Source organism: Micromonospora sp. CMU55-4, assembly GCF_011602315.1.
GTDB classification, from domain to species: Bacteria; Actinomycetota; Actinomycetes; order Mycobacteriales; family Micromonosporaceae; genus Micromonospora; species Micromonospora chalcea.
This window is the reverse complement of the sequence record NZ_JAAOLH010000006.1, coordinates 204,217-225,922: the sequence shown is the minus strand read 5'-3', so window position 1 is coordinate 225,922 and position 21,706 is coordinate 204,217. Positions and strand designations below refer to the sequence as shown.

25 protein-coding genes are annotated in these 21,706 nt (G+C 71.7%); 20 read left to right on the top strand and 5 right to left on the bottom strand.

Features of this window, described 5'->3' with window-relative positions; translation table 11 throughout:
• The 7 genes from HA073_RS13560 (at nt 1) to HA073_RS13530 (ending at nt 6,832) form a co-directional block, all read left to right on the top strand.
• The gene (locus HA073_RS13560; RefSeq protein WP_166456541.1) at nt 1-1,140 is read left to right on the top strand and encodes an acyl-CoA dehydrogenase family protein; all 1,140 of its coding nucleotides are present in this window, start codon (nt 1-3) and stop codon (nt 1,138-1,140) included.
• Between the two features lie 6 nt (nt 1,141-1,146).
• Nucleotides 1,147-2,163 (top strand): acyl-CoA dehydrogenase, encoded by a 1,017-nt coding sequence (locus tag HA073_RS31130; protein ID WP_166456540.1) that lies wholly within the window; start codon nt 1,147-1,149, stop codon nt 2,161-2,163.
• Nucleotides 2,164-2,210: 47 nt separating this feature from the next.
• A complete protein-coding gene (locus tag HA073_RS13550; RefSeq protein ID WP_166456539.1) occupies nt 2,211-3,089 on the top strand; it encodes an enoyl-CoA hydratase in 879 nt (292 codons plus the stop codon).
• Nucleotides 3,090-3,097: 8 nt separating this feature from the next.
• Nucleotides 3,098-3,877, top strand: coding sequence for an electron transfer flavoprotein subunit beta/FixA family protein (locus HA073_RS13545; protein ID WP_166456538.1), 780 nt, complete (start codon nt 3,098-3,100; stop codon nt 3,875-3,877).
• A 12-nt stretch (nt 3,878-3,889) separates the two neighbouring features.
• Nucleotides 3,890-4,849: an electron transfer flavoprotein subunit alpha/FixB family protein gene (locus tag HA073_RS13540; RefSeq protein ID WP_166456537.1), complete on the top strand. Its 960-nt coding sequence runs from the start codon at nt 3,890-3,892 to the stop codon at nt 4,847-4,849.
• 57 nt (nt 4,850-4,906) lie between these two features.
• Complete coding sequence (locus tag HA073_RS13535) at nt 4,907-5,941, top strand: MBL fold metallo-hydrolase (RefSeq protein ID WP_166456536.1); 1,035 nt, start codon at nt 4,907-4,909, stop codon at nt 5,939-5,941.
• A 240-nt stretch (nt 5,942-6,181) separates the two neighbouring features.
• The gene (locus tag HA073_RS13530; RefSeq protein WP_281606315.1) at nt 6,182-6,832 is read left to right on the top strand and encodes an SDR family oxidoreductase; all 651 of its coding nucleotides are present in this window, start codon (nt 6,182-6,184) and stop codon (nt 6,830-6,832) included.
• Nucleotides 6,833-6,909: 77 nt separating this feature from the next.
• On the opposite strand, the gene HA073_RS13525 is transcribed toward HA073_RS13530, so the two are convergent.
• The gene (locus HA073_RS13525; protein WP_064446322.1) at nt 6,910-7,224 is read right to left on the bottom strand and encodes a hypothetical protein; all 315 of its coding nucleotides are present in this window, start codon (nt 7,222-7,224) and stop codon (nt 6,910-6,912) included.
• An 856-nt stretch (nt 7,225-8,080) separates the two neighbouring features.
• Here HA073_RS13525 and HA073_RS13520 point away from each other — a divergent pair.
• The 4 genes from HA073_RS13520 (at nt 8,081) to HA073_RS13500 (ending at nt 10,854) form a co-directional block, all read left to right on the top strand.
• Nucleotides 8,081-8,596 (top strand): hypothetical protein, encoded by a 516-nt coding sequence (locus HA073_RS13520; protein WP_064446321.1) that lies wholly within the window; start codon nt 8,081-8,083, stop codon nt 8,594-8,596.
• 77 nt (nt 8,597-8,673) lie between these two features.
• A complete protein-coding gene (locus HA073_RS13515; protein ID WP_166456535.1) occupies nt 8,674-9,138 on the top strand; it encodes a hypothetical protein in 465 nt (154 codons plus the stop codon).
• Between the two features lie 74 nt (nt 9,139-9,212).
• Nucleotides 9,213-9,629 carry a hypothetical protein gene (locus tag HA073_RS13510; protein WP_166456534.1) on the top strand — a complete coding sequence of 139 codons (417 nt, stop codon included), beginning with the start codon at nt 9,213-9,215 and terminating at the stop codon, nt 9,627-9,629.
• 487 nt (nt 9,630-10,116) lie between these two features.
• A complete protein-coding gene (locus tag HA073_RS13500) occupies nt 10,117-10,854 on the top strand; it encodes an alpha/beta fold hydrolase (RefSeq protein ID WP_043324784.1) in 738 nt (245 codons plus the stop codon).
• A gap of 41 nt (nt 10,855-10,895) precedes the next feature.
• On the opposite strand, the gene HA073_RS30595 is transcribed toward HA073_RS13500, so the two are convergent.
• The 3 genes from HA073_RS30595 to HA073_RS30590 all read right to left on the bottom strand — a co-directional run bounded on the left by HA073_RS30595 (nt 10,896) and on the right by HA073_RS30590 (nt 13,242).
• Nucleotides 10,896-11,072, bottom strand: coding sequence for a hypothetical protein (locus HA073_RS30595; RefSeq protein ID WP_223201123.1), 177 nt, complete (start codon nt 11,070-11,072; stop codon nt 10,896-10,898).
• A 46-nt stretch (nt 11,073-11,118) separates the two neighbouring features.
• Nucleotides 11,119-12,351 (bottom strand): cellulose binding domain-containing protein, encoded by a 1,233-nt coding sequence (locus HA073_RS13490; protein ID WP_166456533.1) that lies wholly within the window; start codon nt 12,349-12,351, stop codon nt 11,119-11,121.
• A gap of 177 nt (nt 12,352-12,528) precedes the next feature.
• The gene (locus HA073_RS30590) at nt 12,529-13,242 is read right to left on the bottom strand and encodes a Clp protease N-terminal domain-containing protein (protein WP_166456532.1); all 714 of its coding nucleotides are present in this window, start codon (nt 13,240-13,242) and stop codon (nt 12,529-12,531) included.
• Between the two features lie 226 nt (nt 13,243-13,468).
• On the opposite strand from HA073_RS30590, the gene HA073_RS13480 reads away from it, so the two are divergent.
• From HA073_RS13480 to HA073_RS13450, 7 genes are read left to right on the top strand one after another with little or no spacing between them, the layout of a single operon-like run.
• A complete protein-coding gene (locus HA073_RS13480; protein WP_113974339.1) occupies nt 13,469-14,188 on the top strand; it encodes a class II aldolase/adducin family protein in 720 nt (239 codons plus the stop codon).
• Nucleotides 14,185-15,159: an ABC transporter substrate-binding protein gene (locus HA073_RS13475; RefSeq protein WP_166456531.1), complete on the top strand. Its 975-nt coding sequence runs from the start codon at nt 14,185-14,187 to the stop codon at nt 15,157-15,159. The genes HA073_RS13480 and HA073_RS13475 overlap by 4 nt, the downstream gene beginning before the upstream one ends.
• Entirely contained in the window at nt 15,156-15,917 is a 762-nt protein-coding gene (locus HA073_RS13470; RefSeq protein WP_166456530.1) for an ABC transporter permease, read from the top strand. The genes HA073_RS13475 and HA073_RS13470 overlap by 4 nt, the downstream gene beginning before the upstream one ends.
• Nucleotides 15,914-16,678, top strand: a complete 765-nt coding sequence (locus tag HA073_RS13465) for an ABC transporter permease (protein ID WP_166456529.1) — start codon at nt 15,914-15,916, stop codon at nt 16,676-16,678. The genes HA073_RS13470 and HA073_RS13465 overlap by 4 nt, the downstream gene beginning before the upstream one ends.
• A complete protein-coding gene (locus tag HA073_RS13460) occupies nt 16,675-17,460 on the top strand; it encodes an ABC transporter ATP-binding protein (RefSeq protein ID WP_113974335.1) in 786 nt (261 codons plus the stop codon). The genes HA073_RS13465 and HA073_RS13460 overlap by 4 nt, the downstream gene beginning before the upstream one ends.
• Entirely contained in the window at nt 17,457-18,374 is a 918-nt protein-coding gene (locus HA073_RS13455) for an MBL fold metallo-hydrolase (protein ID WP_051610992.1), read from the top strand. Before HA073_RS13460 ends, HA073_RS13455 begins: the two co-directional genes overlap by 4 nt.
• Nucleotides 18,374-19,303, top strand: coding sequence for an amidohydrolase family protein (locus HA073_RS13450; protein WP_166456528.1), 930 nt, complete (start codon nt 18,374-18,376; stop codon nt 19,301-19,303). The genes HA073_RS13455 and HA073_RS13450 overlap by 1 nt, the downstream gene beginning before the upstream one ends.
• Before the next feature lie 8 nt (nt 19,304-19,311).
• Here HA073_RS13450 and HA073_RS13445 read toward each other — a convergent pair whose 3' ends face one another.
• Entirely contained in the window at nt 19,312-19,875 is a 564-nt protein-coding gene (locus HA073_RS13445; RefSeq protein WP_166456527.1) for a DM13 domain-containing protein, read from the bottom strand.
• An 84-nt stretch (nt 19,876-19,959) separates the two neighbouring features.
• Here HA073_RS13445 and HA073_RS13440 point away from each other — a divergent pair, with 84 nt between their 5' ends.
• Both HA073_RS13440 and HA073_RS13435 read left to right on the top strand, forming a co-directional pair.
• Nucleotides 19,960-20,673, top strand: a complete 714-nt coding sequence (locus HA073_RS13440) for a response regulator transcription factor (protein WP_140946063.1) — start codon at nt 19,960-19,962, stop codon at nt 20,671-20,673.
• Nucleotides 20,670-21,692 carry a sensor histidine kinase KdpD gene (locus HA073_RS13435; RefSeq protein ID WP_064446287.1) on the top strand — a complete coding sequence of 341 codons (1,023 nt, stop codon included), beginning with the start codon at nt 20,670-20,672 and terminating at the stop codon, nt 21,690-21,692. The genes HA073_RS13440 and HA073_RS13435 overlap by 4 nt, the downstream gene beginning before the upstream one ends.
• Nucleotides 21,693-21,706: the final 14 nt, after the last annotated feature.

Sequence of the window (21,706 nt, the reverse complement as noted above, 5' to 3'; positions counted from 1 at the left end):
ATGGATCTGACCTGGTCGGCACAGGACGAGCAGTTCCGTGCGGAGGCCCGCGACTGGCTCACCGCGAACGTACCGCGGCAGCCGCTGCCCTCCGGGGACACCGCGGCGGGCTTCGCCGCCCACCTGGAGTGGGAGCGGGCACTGCACGCGGACCGGTGGTCGGTCGTGTCGTGGCCGCAGGAGTACGGCGGCCGCGAGGCCTCGATCTGGCAGTGGCTCATCTTCGAGGAGGAGTACTACCGGGCCGGCGCGCCGCAGCGGGTGACGCAGAACGGCATCTTCCTGCTGGCCCCGACGATCTTCGAGTTCGGCACCAAGCAGCAGCAGGACGAGCTGCTGCCGCGGATGGCGGCGGCGCAGGACCTGTGGGCCCAGGGCTGGTCCGAGCCGGGCGCGGGCAGCGACCTGGCCGGGATCACGTCCCGGGCGGTACGCGATGAGCAGGCCGGCGGGTGGCGCCTGAGCGGGCAGAAGACCTGGTCGACCCGGGGCGCGTTCTGCACCCACCTGTTCGGGCTGTTCCGTACCGACCCGCAGGCGCAGCGGCACCGCGGACTGACGTACTTCCTCGTGCCGCTGGACACCCCGGGCGTGACGGTGCGCGGGTTCGACCGGCTCGACGGTGACGAGGGCTTCGCTGACGTGTTCTTCGAGGACGCGTTCGTACCGGACTCGGCGGTCCTCGGCGGCGTCGACCAGGGCTGGTCGGTCGCGATGTCGACGACCGGCTCGGAGCGGGGACTGACGCTGCGCTCACCGGGGCGTTTCCTCAAGGCGGCAGCCGCGCTCGTGGCGCTCGCGGGCGAGCGGGGCGAGGCGGCGACCGACCTGCTCCGCGACCGGGTGGCGCGCTCGTGGATGCAGGCGCACGCCTACCAGCAGTTCACGCTGGCTCAGGTCACCGACATCGTCGAGGGTCGTCCGTCCGGCGCACGTTCGAGCCTCAACAAGGTCTTCTGGTCCGAGCTGGACATCGCGTTGCACGAGACGGCGCTGGAACTGCTCGGCCCGGACGCGCTCGTGGACGGCCCGTGGACCCGCGGCTACCAGTTCTCGCTGTCGGGCCCGATCTACGCGGGCACCAACGAGATCCAGCGCAACATCATCGCCGAGCGCCTGCTCGGCCTGCCGAGGAGGTGATCAGGCGTGCGTTTCGCTCCGAGTGACGAGCAGCGGGAGCTGGAGGCGGTCGTCCGTCAGGTGCTCACCGACCGGTGCCCGCCGCAGACGGTACGCGCCGGAGCCGGATCGGCGCAGGTGGCCGCACTGGCCGAGAGCCTGGCCGGTCTCGGCGTTGCGGGGCTGCTGGTGGCCGAGGACGACGGAGGGCTGGGCGTGGACGAGAACCACCTCGTGTCGGTCTTCGCGCAGATCGGGTACGCCGCCGCGCCGCTGCCGCTCACGGCGACCCTCGCGGTCGCCCCGGCGGTGCTCGCCGCGGGCGCTCCGGACCTGCTGGCGAAGCTCGTCGACGGGAGCCTCACGGTCGGCGTCGACCCTGCGGAGACCGGGCATGTCGCGTTCGGTTCCGGTGTCGACCTGGTGCTGCGTGGCGGCTTCGGTGGGACGGGGCGCATCGAGATTCTCGACGTGTCCGACGCGGCGGTCTCGACGTCGCCGTCGGTGGACGTCGCGCTGGACCTGACCGGGTACGCAGGCGCGCGGCTCGTGGCGGCGGTGGACGACCCGCAGGTGGTGCGGCTGGCCTGGGAGCGCGGAGTGCTGGCGACCTCGGCCGAGCTCATCGGGCTGTCCCGGCGGATGCTCGACCTCACTGTCGAGCACGTCCGCACCAGGGAGCAGTTCGGGGTGCCGATCGGCAGCTTCCAGGCGGTCAAGCACCACCTCGCCACGGCGCTGCTGCACCTGGAGTTCGCCGTACCGGTGGTGGCGACGGCCGGGTTCGAACTGGCCGCGGGCGCCCCGGGCCGGCTGCGTTCCCTGGCGACGGCCAAGGCGCTGGCGTCCGAGGCGGCGCACGTCGTGGGCCGGGCCGCCCTGCAGTGCCACGGCGCGATCGGTTACACGACCGAGTACGACCTGCACCTGTTCCTCAAGCGGTCGTGGGCTCTGGAGTCGTCGTGGGGCAGCGCCGCCTGGCACCGGTCGGCTCTGCTGGACGACCTCGGTGTCGGCCTGACCGGCGTGCGCCCCGCGTCCTGACCGCCGGCCCCGCGCGACGTACACCGACCCGTGAGAAGGAGATCCAGATGAGCGAGACCAGCGGCGTGGACCCGCAGGCGGCGGCGGAGGTCGTCCGGTACGAGACGCGGGGGCCGGTGGCCGTCGTGACGATGAACCGGCCGGAGTACCGCAACGCGCAGAACTCGGCGATGACCTACGCGCTCGACGACGCGTTCTACCGCGCGGCCGCGGACGACGAGGTGAAGGTCATCGTCCTGGCGGGCGCGGGGAAGCACTTCTCGGCCGGCCACGACATCGGTACGCCGGGCCGGGACATCGACTCGTCGTTCGACAGGCGGGCCGGACTGTGGTGGGACCATGTGGGCAAGGCCGGGGCCGACAGCCGGTTCGCCCGGGAGTCCGAGGTGTACCTCGGGATGTGCCGCCGCTGGCGTGAGCTGCCCAAGCCGATGATCGCGATGGTGCAGGGAGCGTGCATCGCCGGGGGCCTCATGCTCGCCTGGTCGTGCGACCTGATCGTCGCCTCGGACGACGCGTTCTTCGCCGATCCGGTCGTCCGCATGGGGATCCCCGGCGTCGAGTACTTCGCCCATCCGTGGGTGATGGGTCCGCGCTTCGCCAAGGAGTTCCTCTTCACCGGCGACCGGATGCCGGCGGCGCGCGCCGCCGAGCTGGGCATGGTCAACCGGGTGGTCGCCAGAGACGAGCTCGAGGCGGAGGTCATGGGGCTCGCCGCACGGATCGCGCAGATGCCGCGTCTGGGTCTCGCGCTGACGAAGAAGGCGGTCAACCAGGCCGAGGACCTCATGGGCCTGCGGGACGGAATGGATTCGGTGTTCGGGCTGCACCACGTGGCCCACGCGCACAATGCCGAGGTGGGCAGTGACTCCCTCGGTGGCCAGGACGCCCGGAGCATGCGTGACGCCGCGAGACAGGAAAGGTGATCGAAGCGATGAATATCGTCGTACTCGTCAAGCAGGTGCCTGATTCGGGCGCGGACCGCAGCCTGCGTTCTGACGACAACACCGTCGACCGCGGTTCGGCGAACAACGTGATCAATGAGATGGACGAGTACGCCATCGAAGAGGCGTTGAAGATCAAGGAAGCGCATGGTGGTGAGGTCACCATCCTGACGATGGGTCCGGACCGGGCGACCGAGTCGATCCGTAAGGCGCTGTCGATGGGCCCGGACAAGGCCGTGCATGTGGTGGATGACGCGCTGCACGGTTCCTGCGCGGTGGCGACCTCGAAGGTCCTCGCCGCGGCGCTCGGGCAGTTGGGCGCCGATCTGGTCCTGTGCGGTGCGGAGTCGACCGACGGGCGGGTGCAGGTGATGCCGCACATGATCGCCGAGCGGCTGGGTGTGGCCGCGCTGACCGGCGCGCGGAAGCTGACCGTGGACGGGTCGGCCCTGACGGTGGAGCGGCAGACCGAGGAGGGTTACGAGGTGGTGACCGCCTCGACCCCGGCTGTGGTGTCGGTGTGGGACACGATCAACGAGCCGCGGTACCCGTCGTTCAAGGGCATCATGGCGGCGAAGAAGAAGCCGGTGCAGACGCTCTCCCTGGCCGATGTGGGTGTGGCCGCGGCGGAGGTGGGCTTCGACGGCGCCACCAGCGCGGTGGTGGAGCACTCGAAGCGGCCGCCGCGTTCCGGCGGGGAGAAGATCACCGACGAGGGCGAGGGCGGCGTGAAGCTGGTCGAGTTCCTCGCCTCCGAGAAGTTCGTGTGAGAGGTCACTGACATGTCTGAGGTTCTCGTCGTCGTCGAAGCCACCCGTGAGTTCGGCGTCAAGAAGGTCACGTGCGAGATGCTCACCCTCGCCCGCGAGCTGGGCACCCCGAGCGCCGTCGTGCTCGGCGGCGCCGGCGCGGCGCAGGCGTTGAGCGGCAAGCTGGGTGAGTACGGGGCGGAGAAGATCTACGCGGCCGAGGGTGAGGAGATCGACGGCTACCTGGTGGCCCCGAAGGCGACTGTGGTCGCCGACCTCGTCGCGCGGGTGCAGCCGGCGGCGGTGCTGCTCGCTTCGTCGCAGGAGGGCAAGGAGATCGCCGCGCGGCTGGCGGTGAAGCTGGACAACGGCATCCTGACCGACGTGGTCGGCCTGGCCGCCGACGGCACCGCCACCCAGGTCGCGTTCGCCGGCTCCACGATCGTCAAGGCGAAGGTCACCAAGGGTCTGCCGCTGGTCACCGTCCGGCCGAACTCGCTGAACCCGGTCCCGGCCGCGGCCAGCCCGGCGGTGGAGCAGCTGACCGTGTCGGTCACCGACGCGGACAAGCTCGCCAAGGTCGTGGAGCGGGTCGCCGAGCAGAAGGGCTCCCGCCCCGAACTGACCGAAGCCTCCGTAGTCGTGTCCGGCGGGCGGGGTGTCGGTAACGCGGACAACTTCAAGCTGGTCGAGGAGATCGCCGACCTGCTCGGCGGCGCGGTCGGCGCGTCCCGCGCGGCAGTCGACTCCGGCTACTACCCGCACCAGTTCCAGGTGGGCCAGACCGGCAAGACCGTGTCTCCGCAGTTGTATGTCGCGCTGGGTATCTCCGGGGCGATCCAGCACCGGGCCGGCATGCAGACCTCGAAGACCATCGTCGCGGTGAACAAGGACGCCGAAGCGCCGATCTTCGAACTCGCCGACTACGGCGTGGTCGGCGACCTGTTCAAGGTCGTCCCCCAGGCCGCCGAGGAGATCCGCAAGCGCAAGTGACACAGTCGTGTCGGTCATGCTCTGGATGGAGGACGGCGAATGGTGGGGGCAGCAGCGATGCGGGTCGAGCCCGATGACGTGACGTCGGACTGGACGCGTCCGGGCGTGTTCGAGGTGGCCGCCGGGGTGTACCGCATTCCGCTGCCGCTACCGCAGGACGGTCTGCGATCGGTGAACGTGTACGCCCTGGCCGGTGACGACGGCCTCGTGCTGGTCGACTCGGGCTGGGCCATCACGGCGGCCCGACAGACACTGGATGCGGCCCTGGCTGCACTGGGCGCGGGCCTTGCGGACGTGCGCCGGTTCCTCGTGACGCACGTGCACCGCGACCACTACGCGATGGCGGTGGCCGTACGGCGCGAGTTCGGCACCACGGTGAGCCTCGGCGAGGGCGAGGAACCCTCTATCCGCGAGCTGTCGACTCCGGGCCACCGGCCGATGTCCGAACACTGGCAGGCGCTGACGCGATGCGGTGCGGGCGAGATCGTCGAAGCGCTGCGCGCGCGGGCCGAGTCGGCGCGGCATGATCCGACGGACTGGGCGGCACCGGACGACTGGCTGGCCGGGGGGACCGACGTCGTCCTACCGACCAGGACCCTGCGGGTGGTGGCGACCCCTGGACACACCCGTGGGCACGTCGTCTTCCTCGATCGCGACGCGGAGCTGATGTTCACCGGCGACCACGTCCTTCCGCACATCACACCGTCCATCGGCTTCGAGGCGGCGGCCGCGGCGCTGCCACTCGGGGACTACCTGGATTCGTTGCGGTTGGTCCGGTCTCTGCCCGACCAGCGGATGCTGCCCGCGCACGGCCCGGTCGGCCCGAGTGTCCACGCGCGCGTCGACGAACTCCTGCACCATCATGCGAAGCGACTCGACCAGGCGTGCGGGGTCGTGCGTGACGCGACGACGGCTTACGAGGCGGCGGGTCAACTGACCTGGACCAGGCGGGAGCGTGCCTTCGCCGACCTGGACCTGTTCAACCAGATGCTCGCCGTCACCGAGACGGCCGCCCACCTCGACCTGCTGGTGGCGCAGGGGCGGCTGAAGGCTGCCGACGTCGACGGAGTGCGCCGCTACGCCCCGGCGTGACCGCCCGGGATCTTCCAGTCGAAGCCGGACGATCTCCGTCGAGCTGTTCTCGGCGAATTTCCTGCGTCCGCGCAGGGTTTCCGTCCTACTGGTGGCAGCGCCAATCAGCCAGTGCCGACCAGGGAGGGGCTCGATCATGAAGGTCGTCGTCATCGGTGGCAGTGGGCTCATCGGCTCCAAGCTCGTGAAGATCCTCGATGCCAGGGCCACGAAGCGGTGGCGGCGTCGCCGAAGGCCGGCGTGAACACGCTGACCGGCGAAGGAGTGGCGGAGGCGCTGACCGGCGCCGGCGCCGTCGTCGACGTGTCGAACTCGCCGTCGCTGGAGGGCAGCGCCGCGTTGGAGTTCTTCGAGACGTCCACGCGCAACCTTCTCGCCGCCGCCGCGGACGCCGGGGTGGGTCACTACGTGGCGCTGTCCGTCGTGGGTTCCGAACGGCTTCCGGACAGCGGATACATGCGGGCGAAGGTCGCCCAGGAGCAGCTCATCGCGGCGTCCGGGCTCCCGTACTCGCTCGTGCACGCCACCCAGTTCTTCGAGTTCCTCCAGGGCATCGTCGACGCCGCCACGGACGGCGCTACCGTGCACCTCGCGCCGGTGCTCATCCAGCCGATGGCAGCGGACGACGTCGCCGCCGCAGTGGCCGAGGTCGTGGTCGGCGCGCCGACGTACGCCGTGGTCGAGGTCGGCGGCCCGGAGCAGTTCCGCCTCGACGAACTGGGACGATCCGTCCTCGACGCTCAGCGGGATACTCGTTCGGTGGTGGGTGATCCCGGCGCCCGCTATTTCGGTGCCGCGGTGGCCGAACGCTCGCTGGTTCCCGCCGACGGCGCCCGCATCGCCGGTACGCGCCTGGACGAGTGGCGAACACGGACGAGTAACGGTCAGTGAACCGGCGCGCTACGTGGGACTGAGGGTGCGTTCACGTGGGCGCGGAGGGCCGGTGCGCCAACAGAAGTGGGACCGGCTCAGCGCGGTGAGTTCCAGTGCCGGAACAGCTTCTGCACCTCCGCGTGCCAGCGGACCGCGCCGTCGATCCAGCCGGAGCCTGGCTGACCAGTGGTGGCATTGACGACCAGCGCAGGTAGGGAAGGCTCTCCGGCGGCGGTGCACTCCTCGGCCACCCGGGCCAGAACGTGGCGCATCTGGTTGCGGAGATCCACGCCGGCCATGCCGATCGCCTGGCCCAGTTCGCCGTAGGTCAGCAGCGACCGTCGCATCGCGGCGATGATCAGTGCGGCACGTGCCATCCGGACCCACTGTTCCCGTTGCTCGCTCGGCATGCCCGCCAGCGTGGCACCCGCATATATCGTGATCGACCCTTCGAACGGGTCGCCGTGGGCGGCCGTACGGGCAGATCGGCGTCGCCCGTGACCTGCCGAGGACATCGCCGCTCCGCTTCTGCGCCGTAGTCCGGCCCAGATGCCGATACCCGATGCCGCTGTCGTGCGACAGACCGAGGAGGCACTCGCATCGGCAGAGCGAGCCGGAGGCTCGCCAAGCATCACGTGAGACGCATCCCTTTGGACGTGGCGTTTTCGATTCGTTGCCGCTGGCGACCGCTTCCTGGACGTCGTTCGTTCCAGGTGCTGGCGGCTATTCTGAGCGCAAGGCGTTCCGGTAGCTGCGGGACCCTACGCTCGGGTGTCACTTCGCAGCCGTGAACGTTCAGCCAGTTCGTAGTTCCACTGTTCGGTGGAACGTAAGGGACCGCGGCGGTGTCGACAATCGTTTGTACGCCCTCCCATTGGAGCTGCCGTGCAGCAGACGCCCGATCCGCCGGATCCGTTCGTTAATCCGCTTGGAACCGACGCGGCGACGCCTTCAGGGCGACCCCCGGCGCAGTATGCGGCCAGGGCTCCCGGGAAGGGCATGAGGGTAGGGATCGTCCTGTCGGTGGCAGTTGTCGGTGGTCTCTTCCTTTGCTGCATCGGCGGAGGTGCTCTCTCCGCTGTCGGCCTTCTCCTCGGCGGGGCGTCACCTTCGCAACCTGCCCCAGCCTCCCCTACCATCGAGCGAACGCCAGCACCGAGTACGCGCACGCCCGAGCCGGTTCGCACCACCGCTCTGCCTACCCCGTCGGCCACGCCGCCTTCCACGCCACCGGTAGGGGCGAGTCGCCCAGCGAGTACAAGGCAAGTGCTGCCTGCCTACGACATCTTCGAGCGCCGAGACGTCAGTTCCGGCTCCGGCGCTCGCCGTCTAGCCCTGCGGGTGGAACTGCACGTCTACCCCGTCAGCGTTCAGCAGGTCATCGACGTCGCGACACGTATCGTGGAGAACCACAGAGGGCAGGGATGGCAGGCGCTGTCGATCGTGATCACATACGACCGACGTGAGGTGTCGCCCAGTTACGCGGCGTTCGAATGGGCGCCTGAGGGGCGTTGGGCGGACGCCGCCAAAGGGGACGCCGCCTCTTGGCAGGGCTACCAGCTCCACCAGGCCATCGTCCGCGACAAGCTGAGCCAGCCGGACAAGTGTCGAGTCCCGTCCGCGCAGGCATACGGGCTCAGCGGGGAGTTCAACCAAGCAACACAGGACAATGTCGAGGTCAGCGAGGGAGCGGTGCTGGCGGATATCGCCAAACGACATCGCATCTCGACCACTCGCGCTGAGGAGTTGGTCTTGACCGTCGAGGACTGGACGATGTGCTGACTCGTCCAGGTCATCCTGATCACCAGTAGGCGGAGTCGACCGGCGCATCAAAGCGCCTGGATGTACGGTCCTTCGTCATGAGCTATGACCTGATCTTCGTACCCCGAGGCGACGACCAGTCCTGGGAGGACGCCCTGGAGGCGGCGGCGGAGGCCGACAGCGACGAGCGTCCGCGCGCCGAGGCGTGGAACCGGATCGTGGCGGCGGCGCGGCAGGTGCTCGGTGAGGTCTCCGTGTTCGAGGGGGCCGACAACTACGAGCTGACGCACGAGCCGACCGGCGTCCAGGTCAGCTACTACGCGGACGAGGTCAGTGTCACCGTGCCGTACTGGTACCGGGGCGGTGACGCCCGGGCCGTCGTCGCGGCGGTGCACCAGCTCGGCGCGGTCGTCGAGGCGGTCACCGGTCTGTCCGGCTACGACCCTCAGGTGGAGCTGCCGTTGGCCGGGGCCGCCGCGCGGCCGGAGCTGGCCGTCGCGGCCTTCGACGAGGTCGCCGAGTCCTTCGCGAGGCGCGGGATCTCCAGTCCCAGCAACGGCTGAACGCCTGCCCGCACGCCGGCAGGTCGCAGTGGCGGGGCGCTGTCGGATCGGCTGCGGCGTGCGACGCTCGTGGCGTGCGTACCGTCTTCGTCTTCCCGGCCATGGCGCAGGCCGCCGTCGTCGCCCTGCTCGACCGGCTGTCGCCGGATCAGAGACATCCGTGGCTGGTGGACGGATGCCTGTACCCGGATCTGACCGGCGAGGACGAGCACCTGTACGCGGACTGGGAGCCGGCGGCGGTGCGGGCCCTGAGCCGCGCCCGCGGTGACCGGCCGAGGTGGGCGGTGCAGGTCGACGTCTCGGGCCGGGTCGACGGGACGGTGGAGGTCCGTCGCCTGACGTTGACGCTGCTCGGTCGGGGCGGCGTCGCGATGGACGACTACTCCGACCATGTCTGGACGGCGGAGCAGATCGCCGCCGACGCGACTGTGGACGGGCTGCGCTTCTTCGACTTCACAGGCCACTACGAACGGAACCGGCTCGCCCGGTAGCCGGCCGACCGGGCAGCTTCCCGCCGCGCTCAGCCGCCGACGCACCCCGTCACCGCCCGGCCAGTTGGTGCCACGAGGAACATTGGCGGTGGGCGATGGCATCCTGATGGGCCCGGATGATTCTCGTCCGGATATTCCGTCGCCGCATTGAGAAAAGCGCAGCCCCGAAAACCGGGGAACTGGATTGTGGCGTCGGAATGGATGCCCTCGGCGTAGTAGAGCATGTTCGGTCCCGGCGACTGCCGTCCGCCGCACCGCACTCTCAGCTTCTTCTCAGGCGAAGAATTGTGGGAACCGGTTGCGCGAAGTCGAGTCCTCGCATAGCGGCGGGAGGGCGCGCAGTCTTCGCGGCAGCGTTTTCCGAATCCCGCTGACAGGCGTTCCGTCAGTGCCGGATATTTGTTTTGCAAACGTCGAACCGGCGGCGCCGGCCGGTCGCCCTGTGCTGTCTGGCTCTCCGTGGCAGATCACCCGAAAGGAATGTCAGATGAACGCTGCGCCTGACCCGACCGGAATGCCCACCGTCGTCCTCGTTCACGGGGCATTCGTGGACGGGTCCAGCTGGAACGGGGTGATCGCCGATCTCCGGCGCCGCGGCTACCCGGTCATCGCGGTCGCGAATCCGCTGCGCAGCGTGCGGGGGGACGCCGCCTACCTGCGCGCGCTCGTGGACAGCCTGCCCGGGCCGGTCGTGCTCGCCGCCCACTCGTACGGCGGCGCGGTCATCACCGAGGCCGCGGACGGCGCGGCCAACGTCCGGGCCCTGGTGTACGTCGCCAGCTTCAGCCCGGACGTCGGCGAGTCGGTGGCCGACCTGAACGCACGGTTCCCCGGCAGCATGCTCGCCGACAACATCCAGGCGGTGCCGATTCCCGCCCAGGACGGCAGCGCGGACATGGACCAGTACGTCAAGCAGGAGACCTACCCGGACTTCTTCGCCCCCGACGTTCCCCGGGACACCGCCGCGGTGATGGCGGCCACGCAGCGGCCGACCGCGGCGAACACGCTGACCGACAGCGTGACCCGGGCCGCTTGGCGGAGCATTCCGTCCTGGACGCTGGTCACCGGCCAGGACCTGGCGATCCCGCCGGACCTGCAGCGCTTCCTGGCCGAGCGGGCCGGGTCCACGACCGTCGAGGTCGCCGCGTCGCACGCGGTGACGGTCTCCCAGCCCGGCGCCGTCGCGGACCTCATCGACACCGCCGCCCGCGCCACGTCGATGTGACGTCACCCGGTCAGCAACCCGGTGTCGGTGGCAGGCGCTGATCAGAGCAGCACGAGTTCCTGGGCCAGCATGTCGGTCCAGGTGCGCCGGGTGACGTTGCAGCCGGTGTGTTCCACGAACTGCCGTAGGGCGCGTCGTCGAAGGACTCCGGCGGCGGGCTCGCACCGGCCGTGACGGCGGTGCGGCGGCCGTCCGGCGCCCGGCGAGACGTCACTCACCTCCCGCCGGGCCGGACGCGGCCGTCGCCGCCGTGTCAGTCGTGTCTCAGCTCCCGGCGCACGTGACGGTGGCGCCGCTGCCGTTGCCGGCGCCCTGGAATCCGAAGGTGGTGGTCTGGCCCGCGCCGACCTGCCCGTTGTAGCTCTGGTTCGCCACGGTGACGGTGCCGCTGGTGCCGCTGGGCACACCGTTCCACAACGAGCTGATCGACGCGCCGCCCGGCAGGGCGAGCGTCACCCGCCAGCCGGTCAGCGCCGTGGTGCCGGCGGTGACGGTGACGGTGGCGACGAACCCGCCGTTCCACTGGTCCTGCACCACGTAGGCGGCCGAACAGGACGGGCCTCCGCCGGGCGGCGGCGTAGTGGGCGGGGGAGTCGTGGGCGGCGGCGTGGTGGGGGGTGGCGTGGTCGGGGGTGGCGTGGTGGTGGGCGGCGGGTCGAGCGTCAGGTTCTTCTGCTGGACCGTCCACTGGGTGCGGCACAGGCCGCAGTCCGGGCCGACGAAGTTGGCCCCGGCGCCCACGTCGCCCTTCAGGCGCCACTTCAGGTAGAGCACCGCCACCCGGCCGAACTCGCCGCCGTTGGGCTGGTCGTAGGTGCCGCCGTGACCGACGTTCAGGTTGCCCATGAACGCGGGCAGCCCGGACGGCAGCTTGCCCCAGTCGTCCATGGCGTTGGGGTAGGCGATGTCGCTGGGCCCGCCGATGAAGTACGCGATGGGCTTGGTCAGCCGGCGCAACTGGTAGTCGTCGGCGTCGTTGAGCAGCCCGCTGCTGAAGATGCCGGTCGTGGTGACGCGCGGGTCGTTGGAGACGGCGTACGCCTCCAGGCCGCCGCAGGAGAAGCCGGCCACGGCGATCTTCGTGGTGTCCAGCCGGTTGAAGTACTTGCTGCCCGACCGGGAGTTCTCCGCCACCGCCCAGTCGATGGACTGGGTGAGCATCTGGGCGTTGGTGGAGCCGGAGCCGTTCGGCGCGCCGTTGGCGATGGCGAGGAAGCCGTGGGAGGCGATCTCGCGGAGGAAGTTGCCCTGGGACAGGCCGTTGGCCGAGCACGCGCCGTTGCCCCAGACCAGGATGGGAAGGCGTTCGGACGGGAGGGTCTGGGGCCGGAAGATGGTGTGGTTGGCCAGGGTGGACGAGGTTTCGTAGTCGGCGGGGTAGGGGCCGGAGCCGCCGATCGCGGCGCCCGCGGGCGCCGCGCCGAACGTCATGGTCACAGAGGCGGCCAAAACGACGGCGGCGGCCAGTCCCGCGTAGATTCTCGATCTCCTTCTCATGGGTCCTCCAGCGACTGACGCGTAGGCGCCCTTGGTGGTGTCGGTGTGCGGTTACTATCACCGGCGTAACGAAAAGTGTCAATGTAACGTCCGCTGTGTGGACGCGACTTCGCGCTGGTCGGGGGCCTGAGGCGAGGCCCCGGCGCGATCAGTGGCGACCGTCCTCTGCGCCGCGCGTCAGGCGTCCGTCGCGTCGAGCCGCTTCTGCAGCCGGTCGAGGCGGTCGAGGACGTCGTGCATCATCACGCGCAGGACCGTCGTGTCGGCGTCGCGTCCGGGTAGCATCCGCCCGAACGCGACGCCGTAGTAGAGGGCGGAGAGCGCGGCGGGCGTGACGACGGCGCTCACCCCGGTGCGGCGCAGCGCGGCGCCCGCCTCGCCGTCGTCGCGCAGCAGCCCGAGCAGCAGGTGGCTGCCGGTGGTGACGGCCGAGGCGTGCGCGGTGGCCTGCTCGGCGGCGGCCGCCAGCACCGCCCGGGTGGCCGGCGAGGTGGCCGGCTCGGTGGGCGTCGCCGCGGTGGCGGGGGTCTCGCCCAGGGCCGCGCGGATCGTGGCGGCGGGGAAGCCGAGCAGTTCGACGGTGTTCAGCACCAGGCTCTCGCCCTCGTCGAGGAAGGCCCGCAGCAGGTGGACCGGCTCCACCGTGCCCGCGCCGGAGGTGGACGCGAGGGCGTACGCCTGGTGCAGGATCGCCGCCACGTGGTGGTTGGCGGGCGGTGTCAGGGTGAGCCTGGCGGGCAGCGCCCGGGTGGTGGGTGTCTCGTGAGTCGCGCCCACGGCGCCGTCCAGCGCCTGGGTCAGCGCGGTCTGGCAGATCCGGGAGACCGGCAGCCGGGCGTCTCGGACGCGGTCGGCGAGGGCGTCGGGCAGATAAACGTTGACCTTGGGCACCTGACCGATCCTGTCACGCGGGGGCCGGGCCGGGCACCCCTTGATCGCCTACATTCCCTAGGGTTATAGTAGGGTTATGCCCGCGCTGCTGACCACCCGACGAGCCCTCGACCAGGGCCGTACGTCCAGCGCGCTCTGTCGCCGCTGAGCCCCACCGGCTCGCTTCGCACACGTCGCCTCGTCGTGCCCTCCTGGGCGCGGCCGACTCCTTAAGGCCCGACACGCCATGACTCAGCACGACCCTGTCCAGAAAGCCCGCGTCGACCTGACCGCCGGCATCAACAAGCTCTTCGCCGCCTCGGCCATGTCGGCCAGCGGACACGGCAACATCAGCGTCCGGATTCCCGGCCACGACGACCGCCTCCTCGTCAACGCCGGGGAACTGCTGCGCCCGTGGCCCGCCGACGACCTGCGGGTCGCGGCGCCCGCGCTGCGCACCGTCAACGACGACGTCGTCGTGGTCGGCCTCGACGGGACCGTCCACGAGGGAACGCCCAGCCCGTCGGTGGCCGCGATCCTGAAGATGCACATCGGCGTCTACCAGGCCCGGCCCGACGTCAACGCCGTCATCCACACCCATTCGCCGTACGCCACCAGCTACGCCCTCGCCGGCGTGTCGCTGCCGGCCCGGTACGAGGCCCTGCTGGTGCACGGCCAGCCCGTCGACATCCCGGTCGCGCCGTGGGCGCCGCGCGGCACCGAGGAGGCGGTGCGGTCGATCGCCGAGACGTTCGCGGCGCACCCCCGCACGTACGCGATCCTGCTCGGCAACCACGGCCTGCTCGTCGCCGGCGACTCCGCCCGGCACGCCGCGAGCCTCGTCGTGGCGATCGAGGAGGCGGCCGTCTCCAGCATCGGCGCCGAGCCGCTCGGCGGCCCGGTGCCGTTCCCCGACCACGTCCACGACCTCGACCTGCGCCTGCGCTTTGAGGAGCCGACCGCATGACCACCCGAAGCCGCCGGATCGCCGGCGCCCTCGCCGCCGTCCTGCTCACCACGTCGCTCGCCGCTTGCGGCGGGAACGACGAGCCCGCCGAGGCGAGCGCCGACGGCCTCACCACCGTCCGGCTCGCCTCGTCGCCGCTGGGCCACCTCGCGCCCATCTACCTGGCCCAGGAGCGCGGCATCTTCGCCAAGCACGGCCTCAAGGTCGAGGTCGACACCGAGACCTCCGACCTGACCTCCGTGCCGGCCGTGCTGGCCGGCAAGGTCGACTTCGCCACCGGCGACCTCACCACGCTGATCGTGGCCCGGTCCAAGGGCCTCGACGTCAAGGCAGTGGTGCCGGCGTCCGCGTCCACCGGCAAGGAGGGCGCCGACTACGGCGCCCTGGTGGTCAAGGGCGACTCCGGCATCACCAGCGCCAAGCAGCTCGAAGGCAAGACCGTCTCGGTCAACGTCCTCACCAACATCGCCGCCGCGGCGGCCCGCGAGGCGGTCCGCGCCGACGGCGGCGACCCGACGAAGGTCAAGCTCGTCGAGATCCCGTTCCCGCAGGCGCCCGCCGCGGTCAGCACGGGCCGGGTGGACGGCGCCTGGGTGGTCGAGCCGTTCCTGTCGGCGGCCAAGGCGCAGGGCGCGGTGCCGGTCGGCTGGGGCTTCACCGACCTGGCGCCCGACCTCACGGTCTCCGCCTGGTACGCGGCCGGCTCCTACACCTCGAAGAACGCGAAGACCGTCACCGCGTTCCGGGACGCGGTGCGGGAGGCGTACGCGTACGCCCGCGACCACGAGGACGAGGTGCGCGCGAAGATCCCCACGTTCACCGAGATCAAGCCGGAGGTGGCCGCGAAGATCACCCTGACCGGCCTGCGTGACGAGGTCAGCCGGCAGGCCGCCGAGAAGCTCGCCGGCTACGCCCAGCGCGACGGGCTCATCACCACCACACCCGACCTCGACGAACTGATCCTCAAGTGAGAAGGGGGTGGCTCGGCGCCCTGGGCCTGGCGGGCGCTGCAACGGCCTACGAGATCCTCGCCCGCCTGTTCTTCGACCCGGCTTACGTGCCGCCGCTGAGCGCCGTGGTTCCGGAGGCGCTGCGCCTGCTCACCGGGGAACGGTTCTGGACGGCGACCGGCCGTACGCTGGCGGCGGTGGCGGTCGGCCTGGTCATCGCGCTGGCCGCCGGCATCCTGGCCGGGTTCGCGCTCGGCTCGGTGCCCCAGGTGCGCCGGGCCACCTCCTCCACTCTCGACTTCCTGCGGCCGGTCCCGTCGATCGTGCTGATCCCCGTGCTGGTGCTCGTGCTCGACGTCCGGCAGATCACGGTGCTGCTCGTCGCCGTGTCCTGCTTCTGGATCGTCGTGTTCCAGGTGCTCTACGGCCTGCGGGACGTGGACCGGGTGGCGGTCGAGACCGCCCGTGCCTTCCGGCTCGGCCGGCTGGCCCGGATCGTGCACGTCACCTGGCCCACGGTGCTGCCGTACCTGGGCACGGCGCTGCGCCTGATCGTCTCGGTCGCGCTGGCCCTCGCACTGACCGGCGGGCTGGTCATGGGCGCCGCCGGACTCGGCGAGATGATCTGGAGCAGCCAGGAGTCCGGCGAGTCCACCGGCATGTACGCGCTGGTGCTGCTCACCGGCGGGCTCGGCATCGGCCTCGACCAGCTCGCCCGGCTGGCCGAGCGGCGGCTGCTGCACTGGCACGTGGCGACCCGCCGGGAGGCCCTGGCATGAAGGCCCTCGGCTACGCGCTCGGCCTGCCCGCGGCGCTCGTGGCCGCCTGGTGGGTGGCCAGCGACGGCAGCACCAACGTGTTCCTGCCGCCGCTGCGCACGATCGTCGAGGCGTTCCGGGACGTGTGGTTCTCCGACACGTTCGTCCGCGACGTGGTGCCCAGTCTGTGGCGCCTCGCCGCCGGCTACACGATCGCGCTCGCCGCGGGCGTCGTCCTCGGCTTCGTGATCGGGCGGTGGGCGGTGCCCCGCGCGCTGACCGGCCCGCTGCTGGCGTACTTCCGGGTGCTGCCCGCCCCGGTGCTGATCCCGGTGCTGCTGGTGGCGGTCGGCATCGGCGACACGACCAAGCTGGTCGTCATCACTGCGGGCGCGGTCTGGCCGATCCTGCTCAACACCGCCGACGGCGTCCGCGCCGCCGACGAGGTCGGGCTGGAGACCGCCGCGGCGTACCGGCTGCCGCGCCGCACCCGGCACCTGCTGGCGCTGCGCGGCGCGAGCCCGCAGATCTTCGCCGGCGCCCGGCAGGCCCTCGGCCTGTCGATCATCCTGATGGTGGTCAGCGAGATGCTGATGAGCACCGACGGGCTCGGCTTCACAGTGGTGCAGTTCCAGCGCAGCTTCGCCATCCCGCAGATGTGGAGCGGGGTGCTGCTGATCGGCCTGCTCGGGTTCGGGCTCGCCAAACTCTTCGAGCTCGTCGAGCGGCGCGCGTTGCGCTGGCATCGCGGCCACACCGGACAACTCACGGAGCGACCATGACCTCCCTGCTCGAGATCACCGGGATCGGCAAGACCTACCGGGCCCGGGAACGCACCGTCGAGGTGCTGACCGCGATCGACCTGACCGTGTCCGAGGGCGAGTTCGTCGCGCTCGTCGGCCCGTCCGGCTGCGGCAAGACCACCCTGCTCAAGATCGTCGCCGGGCTGCTGCCGGCCACCGTGGGGCAGGTCCGGTTCGGCGGCCGTCCGGTCACCGAACCGCCGCCCGGCCTCGGCGTCGTCTTCCAGGAGTACGGCCGCAGCCTGTACGCCTGGAAGACGGTCCGGCAGAACGTCGAGCTGCCGCTGCGGCACCTGGACCTGAGCCGGGCGCGGCGGCGGGAACTCGTCGCCGACGCGCTCGACGCGGTCGGACTCGGCGCGGCCGGCGACGCGTACCCCTGGCAGCTCTCCGGCGGCATGCAGCAGCGCGTCGCGATCGCCCGCGCGGTCGCCTACCGGCCCCGGCTGCTGCTGATGGACGAGCCGTTCTCCGCCGTCGACGCGCAGACCCGCGCCGACCTGGAGGACCTGGTGGCCACGCTGTGGAAGCGCTACGGCATGACCATCGTCTTCGTCACCCACGACATCGACGAGGCGGTCTACCTCAGTCAGCGCGTCGTGGTGCTCGGCGCCGGCGTCTCCGGCGTCCAGGCCGACATCCCGGTCGACCTGCCCGCCGACCGGGAACAGATCGGCACCCGTTCCTCCGCCCGCTTCGGCGAGCTGCGCACCCGAGTGTGGACGCAGGTCCGCCGTACCCCCGAGAGCGAGATGGTATGAGCAACGCCCGATGGACCGACACCGGCGGGGGCGAGGGTCCGCTGTGGTCCTTCCGAGTCGGTGAGGTCGAGGTCTTCCCGATCCGCGAGGTCGACTACTTCGTGGACCCGGCCGAGTTCTTCCCGCAGCTGGCGACCGAGTCGTGGACCGACGGCGCGTTCTACACCCGGGAGCCGTTCACCCACGACGGCCGGATCCTGCTCAACCAGGAGGCCCACCTGCTGCGTACGCCGGACCGGCTGATCCTGGTCGACGCGGGCGGGGGCAACGGCAAACCGCGCAACGGCGGCGTGTTCGACCGGGCGGACCGGCCGTTCCTGGAACAGTTCGCCCGCGCCGGGGTGTCGCTCGGCGACATCGACACCGTCGTCTTCACCCACCTGCACGTCGACCACGTCGGTTTCGCCACCAGCGCGGACGGCCGGGGCGGCTGGGAGCCGACCTTCCCCAACGCCCGGTACCTGGTGGTCCGGGAGGAGTTCGACTGGTGGACCGGCCCGGACGGCGCGCGGGCCATGCAGCGTACCGGCGACTACATCGCCGACAGCATCCTGCCGCTGCGCGACGCCGGGGTGCTCGACCTGATCGAGGCCGACCACGTCCTGTCTCCGCACGTGCACCTGGTGCCCGCGTTCGGTCACACGCCCGGCAACGTCTACCTGGTCGTCGAGTCGGCCGGGCAGCGGGCGCTGTTCGCCGGCGACATGCTGCACCACGGCGTCCAGCTGGAACGGCCGGAGTGGAGCATCCGCTACTGCGTGGTGCCGGGCGACTCCGCCGACCAGCGCCGCCGGCTGCTGGAACGGGCCGCCGACTCTGGTGACCTGCTCGTGCCGGCGCACTTCCCGTTCCCCGCGGCCGGGTACGTGCGCCGGGCCGAGCGCGGCTTCACCTACACGTTCCTCGACGTCTGATGCTCATCGCCGACTTCCACACCCACCACGCCTGTCCGGACTATCCCGCGGTGCTGCCGCACAACGCCACCGGCGTGCTCGCGACCCGCTGGGCCGACACGGCCCGGCGGGTCGCCGACCTCGACGGCCTGCTCGCCGAGTCCGGCCGGCACGGCGTTGACCTGCGCGTCCTGAGCGCCCCGCCGGCGATGGTCACTCCGCACGGCGAACGGACGCGGCCGGACGATTTGCGGCGGCTCAACGACCACCTGGCGGCCGTGGTCGCCGCGAATCCGGGCCGCCTCGCCGGGCTCGCCACGATCGACGCCTTCGGCGGCGACGCGGCCGCCGGGGAGGTGGTCCGGGCCGTCCGCGAGCTGGGCCTGCCGGGCGTCGTCGTCGACTGCGCCGCCGCGGACGGGCGGCTGCTCGGCGACCCGGCCGCCCGTCCCACCCTGTCCGCCGCGGCCGAGCTGGGTGTGCCGGTCTTCGCGCATCCGATCAGCAGGTCCACGCTGACCGCCGAGTTCGCCGGCCTGGGCCGGCTCGGCACGTCGCTGGCCCGCGGCACGATCAACGCCGCCGCGCTGCTGTCCCTGCTCACCGGCGGCGCCCTGGCCGCGCTGCCCGGCCTGCACGTGGTCTTCCCGATGCTCGGGGTGGCCGGCCTGGCGCTCGCCGCCGCCACCGACGAGGGCGCGTTGCTCAGCGCGCCCGACCGTCGCGCCCACGTTTACGCCGACACCATGGGCTTCGCGCCGTCGGCGATCCGCTTCGCCACCGACCTGCTCGGGGTCGACCACGTGGTCGTCGGCGGGGACTGGCCGGTCGCCGAACGGGAGACCACCCGGGAGCGGGTCGAGGCGGCGCTGCGCGGCGCGGGCCTCGACCCGGACGAGCGCGCCCTGGTGGCCGGCGGCAACACGCTGCGCCTGCTGGGCCGCGGCTGACGCGCCGATCAGGCCGGCGCCGATCCCGTCCCCGCCACGGCCAGCGGGGCCGCGCCGAACGACACCGCGAACCGCTTGCACCAGATCGACACGCTGCGCAGCCCGTCCAGGTCCACCGACGCCGGGATGTCGTACGCCTGGTCGCCGATGTTGCCCTTGAGGCGGCCCAGTTCCACCCAGCGGCCGTCGTCGAACACCTGCCAGCCCGCGCGGCCCTGCTGCACCTTCCGGTCGGTGAGCCAGACCCGCAGGTCGGGACCGTCCGATGTGTTCAGGCCCCGCAGCAGCAACTGGCGGCGGCCGTCGGCGAGCCGGATGAGCTGCGCCCGGCCGGACGTGTCGTGTTCGTGGGTGACGAAGTCACCGGCGGCCAGGACCACGTCGGCGGGCGGCCCGCCGGTGACCGGCGGACCGCTCGTGCCGGCCGTCGGCGGCTCCGTCACCGTGGGCAGCGCCTCGCGCACCTCGCGGTCGGTCACCAGCCGCCACGGCTGGAACAGGTACAGGCTCACCCCGAGACCGGCGACCACCACGACGGCGAGCACCGACAACACCACACGTCTTCTGCCCATGCTGTGAACCGTAGGGCCGTTCCCGGCCGGAGGATCTTTCCGTCCGCTTACGGCCCGACCGCGGGCCGCCGCGCCGGGACGCCGATGGGTAGCGTCGGGCCCATGGAGCGCTACGTGCTCGTCGTCGACGACGACCGGACGGTCAGCGACGTCGTCCGCCGCTATCTCGAACAGGACGGCTACCGGGTCCGGCTGTCCTTCGACGGGGCGGACGCGCTCGTCGCGGCCGGGGAGCAGCCGCCCGACCTGGTGGTCCTCGACCTGATGATGCCGGGCCTCGACGGCATCGAGGTGTGCCGGCGGCTGCGGCGGAGGCTGCCGGGGCTGCCCGTCGTCATGCTCACCGCGCTCGGCGACGAGGCCGACCGGGTCGCCGGGCTGGAGGTCGGCGCGGACGACTACGTGACGAAGCCGTTCTCCCCCCGGGAACTGGTGCTGCGCATCCGGTCGGTGCTGCGGCGCACGGCGCGCGACGACCGGGGACCGGCCGGGGTGCTGCGCGACGGCGACCTGACCGTCGACGCCGGCCGGCGGGTCGCCGAGCGAGGCGGGGAGCCGCTGGCGCTGACCGTGCGGGAGTTCGACCTGCTCGCGTTCCTGCTGGCGAACCCGGGTCGCGCGTGGTCCCGGGCCGAACTGCTGGACCGGGTGTGGGGCTGGCGCTTCGGCGACCAGTCGACTGTCACCGTCCACGTCCGGCGGCTGCGGGAGAAGATCGAGGACCGTCCGGCGCAGCCGTGCCGCATCGTCACCGTGTGGGGCGTCGGCTACCGCTACGAGCCGCTGGGGTCCCGGTGAGCGAGCTGCTGGTCATCGGGTCCTACGCCCTGCTGGCCGGCGCGGTCGTCGGCGCGCTCGGCGTGGGCGCGCTGCGGCTGGTGCGCCGCCGGTCGATCCTCGCGCACATCGCGGTGCTGCTCGCGGTCACGATCGCCTCGGTGACGGCGGGCGTCACCGCTGTCGCGCAGGCCATGTTCCTGTCCGCGCACGACCTGCAGGTGGTCCTCGTGACGGTCGCGGCGTCCGCGGCGGTCAGCCTGGCCGTCGGTGTGGCGTTCGCCCGCCGGCTGGCGCGGGCGGCGGTCTGGGCCGACCAGGCCCGGCAGCGGGAACGGCAGTTGGAGGCCGGCCGCCGCGAACTGGTCGCCTGGGTCTCCCACGACCTGCGGACACCGCTGGCCGGCCTGCGGGCGATGGCGGAGGCGCTGGAGGACCGGGTGGTGGACGATCCGGTGACGGTGGCCGAGTACCACCACCGGGTCCGGGTCGAGACCGACCGGATGACGCGCCTGGTCGACGACCTGTTCGAGCTGTCCCGGATCAACGCGGGCGCGCTGCGGCCCGCGCTGTCCCCGGTGCCGCTCGGCGACGTCGTCTCCGACGCGATCGCCGCCACCGCGCCGCTGGCCGCCGACCGGGGGGTGCGTGTGCTCGCCCCGGAGACCGGCTGGCCCACGGTCCGGGCCGGCGAGGCCGAACTCGCCCGCGTCGTCACGAACCTGCTCGTCAACTCGGTGCGGTACACGCCGCCGGACGGCACGGTGCGCGTCGACACCGGCCACGACGAGGGCGACGTGTGGTTCGCCGTCTCCGACACCTGCGGCGGCATCCCCGAGGCGGACCTGCCCCGGGTGTTCGACGTGGCGTTCCGGGGGACCCGGGCCCGCACACCGGCCGGCGCGGACCAGCCGGCGCCGGCCGGTGGCGGGCTGGGCCTGGCGATCGTGCGCGGCCTGGTCGAGGCGCACGGCGGGCGGGTGCACGCGCACAACGTCACCGGCGGCTGCCGGTTCGTCGTCCGCCTCCCGCCCGCCTGACAGCCGCCGCGCCC

Coding starts and splice junctions, on each gene's coding strand:
- HA073_RS13560 (WP_166456541.1), top strand. CDS start 1: ATGGATCTGACCTGGTCGGCACAGGACGAGCAGTTCCGTGCGGAGGCC.
- HA073_RS13550 (WP_166456539.1), top strand. CDS start 2,211: ATGAGCGAGACCAGCGGCGTGGACCCGCAGGCGGCGGCGGAGGTCGTC.
- HA073_RS13545 (WP_166456538.1), top strand. CDS start 3,098: ATGAATATCGTCGTACTCGTCAAGCAGGTGCCTGATTCGGGCGCGGAC.
- HA073_RS13540 (WP_166456537.1), top strand. CDS start 3,890: ATGTCTGAGGTTCTCGTCGTCGTCGAAGCCACCCGTGAGTTCGGCGTC.
- HA073_RS13535 (WP_166456536.1), top strand. CDS start 4,907: ATGCGGGTCGAGCCCGATGACGTGACGTCGGACTGGACGCGTCCGGGC.
- HA073_RS13525 (WP_064446322.1), bottom strand. CDS start 7,224: ATGCCGAGCGAGCAACGGGAACAGTGGGTCCGGATGGCACGTGCCGCA.
- HA073_RS13515 (WP_166456535.1), top strand. CDS start 8,674: ATGAGCTATGACCTGATCTTCGTACCCCGAGGCGACGACCAGTCCTGG.
- HA073_RS13500 (WP_043324784.1), top strand. CDS start 10,117: ATGAACGCTGCGCCTGACCCGACCGGAATGCCCACCGTCGTCCTCGTT.
- HA073_RS13490 (WP_166456533.1), bottom strand. CDS start 12,351: ATGAGAAGGAGATCGAGAATCTACGCGGGACTGGCCGCCGCCGTCGTT.
- HA073_RS13480 (WP_113974339.1), top strand. CDS start 13,469: ATGACTCAGCACGACCCTGTCCAGAAAGCCCGCGTCGACCTGACCGCC.
- HA073_RS13475 (WP_166456531.1), top strand. CDS start 14,185: ATGACCACCCGAAGCCGCCGGATCGCCGGCGCCCTCGCCGCCGTCCTG.
- HA073_RS13465 (WP_166456529.1), top strand. CDS start 15,914: ATGAAGGCCCTCGGCTACGCGCTCGGCCTGCCCGCGGCGCTCGTGGCC.
- HA073_RS13460 (WP_113974335.1), top strand. CDS start 16,675: ATGACCTCCCTGCTCGAGATCACCGGGATCGGCAAGACCTACCGGGCC.
- HA073_RS13455 (WP_051610992.1), top strand. CDS start 17,457: ATGAGCAACGCCCGATGGACCGACACCGGCGGGGGCGAGGGTCCGCTG.
- HA073_RS13450 (WP_166456528.1), top strand. CDS start 18,374: ATGCTCATCGCCGACTTCCACACCCACCACGCCTGTCCGGACTATCCC.
- HA073_RS13445 (WP_166456527.1), bottom strand. CDS start 19,875: ATGGGCAGAAGACGTGTGGTGTTGTCGGTGCTCGCCGTCGTGGTGGTC.
- HA073_RS13440 (WP_140946063.1), top strand. CDS start 19,960: ATGGGTAGCGTCGGGCCCATGGAGCGCTACGTGCTCGTCGTCGACGAC.